Source organism: Persicitalea sp., from assembly GCF_041751555.1.
Taxonomy (GTDB): domain Bacteria; phylum Bacteroidota; class Bacteroidia; order Cytophagales; family Spirosomataceae; genus Persicitalea.
Window position 1 is genome coordinate 1 of the sequence record NZ_JBGSXF010000645.1, and the last position, 2,355, is coordinate 2,355.

General features: G+C 46.0%; 2 protein-coding genes. Both read right to left on the minus strand.

The features are described from left to right. Positions 1–277 (minus strand): hypothetical protein (locus ACEW8P_RS22710; protein WP_373515357.1); only part of this gene is annotated, 277 nt, incomplete at its 3' end. Between the two features lie 101 nt (positions 278–378). Continuing rightward, a complete protein-coding gene (locus tag ACEW8P_RS22715) occupies positions 379–2,253 on the minus strand; it encodes a TraM recognition domain-containing protein (RefSeq protein WP_373515358.1) in 1,875 nt (624 codons plus the stop codon). Between the last annotated feature and the right edge of the window lie 102 nt (positions 2,254–2,355).

Sequence of the window (2,355 nt, forward strand, 5' to 3'; positions counted from 1 at the left end):
TTCGTTTAAACGTCATGATATTTGCGGCCGTACCTTTCCCATCTTTCAACGCCCTGTATTGAATATAGCTCAGGCCATAAGGTTCCAATAGCATTTTCTCACTAGGCTTCTTCGACATCTGATCTGCTTCTTCAGCGGTCAACTCTCCCCTCTCTCTCTTGGCCGCGACGATCAGTTGCAGACATAACGAAAAAACTAGTTTGTTAAAGAAGGCTATGGCTTCTTGCTCAGAGTATATCTCATCGAGTTTCCGGTGGATTTCAGGATTGGAGGTCATTGTGTCAAAAAGATTGAGCTAAGTGCTATTTAGTGTGTAGGTTATAGATGCCCTAAAATTAGAATAAAATAATATAAAATGTCTATTTTCTTTGAAAAATATCATGGTTTGACTTCTGTTTGAAATTCTTCGTACTCTAGTTTGATGAGTTGGGCTACCTCGGTTTTGATTGACCGATAATTGTCGTCGAGCAGGCGTAATTTCCAAGTCTCCTTTTCATTCTCTAGGTATTTTTCACCCGGATAGTGTTTGCTTACCAGCTTGGCTATGTCTTTGATAACGGGTGGTTTAGCGTGGACTTTCTCCATGCCTTCCTGATCTACCCTTATAACCCCTTTGAAGGTTTTGAGTTTGATTTCTTCGCCGAAGTTGTCGGCAAATTGACCCACGAACTCGCCTTGCGAAAGCCCCGATATTTTAGATGCCGGAATCACTTCGTGCAGGGCGGTCGAGAGCGTGACTGAGGTTTCTTCTTTTCCGAAAGTAATGTTTTCAGATTCCTGCTGCGTTTTTCCAAAGCGCCTGGATAGCTTTTCCGCCGACTCAAACACCACCTGCCCGGAAAAAATGTTCCCTGGTAAGTTCATTATCACTTTGGATTCCCGTTCACCGTAACCTGACGCCAACTGTTCGAAATCCTGAAAACCGAGCCAAGTGGCCACTTTGTTGCTCCGGGCGGTGGCCATGAGGGAAGAAATGCCTTTCAAGAACATGGTGGGTAATTCATCCCAGAAAAGCGCGGACTTGAGTTTTCCCTGCTTATTGACCAGCTTGGTCATTTTGGAAGTGTACAAAGAGAAGACAGCACCATACACTTCATCCCGCTCGGGGTTATTACCCGTGCAGAGGATTTTGGGATCGTCGGGATTATTGATGTCAAGAGTAAAGTCGTTGCCCGACATGATCCAATACAATGTGGGCGAGGAAAGCCGGGCTAACGGGATGCGTACCGAAGCGATTTGCCCTTCGAGCTGCTCGGCCGCCCCGTGCTGAGCAGCACTTGCAAAGGGGCGCACGTAAGCCTCCAATTGCGGGTAGGAAGCCATAATGGTAAACATTTCCTTGTACTCTTTCTGACAGGCAAATTCCAGGATATGGGGAAACGTGCAGACGTTTCGGAAGCGAGCGTATAAATCCAACATTTCGGGATCGCGCAGAGCCGCTGGCTTTTCCATTTCTTCGTTGAACAGCCGGGTGTACTTGATGGTCACCAGCTTCATGTACCAAATCACAGAGGTCAGGAAGTTAATGGCCGACTCCACAAAAAAGTCGCCTTGTTTGTTTACCCAGGTTCGGTTGAGGTTGAGCATGATGGTCGCTGCACTTTGGTAACCGTCCAAAATTTCAGTCATGCTGGACGGAACAAGCGGGTTGCAACGATGGGAATACTCGATGTCGTCAAAGTTGATTACGTAGAATTTCGGTACAATCAACTTGCCCTGGGCATTCCGCCCCCAAGCCGTTGGATTCTCCCGAATGGTCTTGTGGTAAGCATTATATGCCTCCAGCGTCAATATGGGGTACTTGAAGTCATAGATGTAGGCAGTGTAGCCTTTCCAGATGGATTGCCAAATGGCCGGCACCAGAATGGCGAATGACTTACCGCTGCCCGGCGTACCCAATATCATATTCGACCGATACGGATTGATGATGTTCACCCAACCATCCCGCCATTTTTTGTTGTAGTAGTACAGGGTTTTGAAATGGATGGAGTCGTCATTTTCCTTAAAATCCTCGTTTTGGGGAAAGGTTTCGTTTTCGGTGTTGAAAATGTCGTTGTTGTTTTTGAAAAACATAATCCGGGAAGCATTCTGGCCCGCCTTTATGATCCAGAATATGGCTATGCAGTTCGATACCAGATAGATAACGTCGGCTGTTTGGGCTGAAAACAGAGACGACTGGTACAGAAAGTAGATATTGAGAAAATATAGTATTGTTCCCATCGATGCGTACAGATACACCTGCTTCACTTTAATACTGGGGTTCTTTTAGTAAATGGACAAAGAATTACTCTAAGGATTTTTTGATCTCAAAGGTCTCAATCCATCCACCGTAAACCGCTCGGCTGGTTGGAAGGT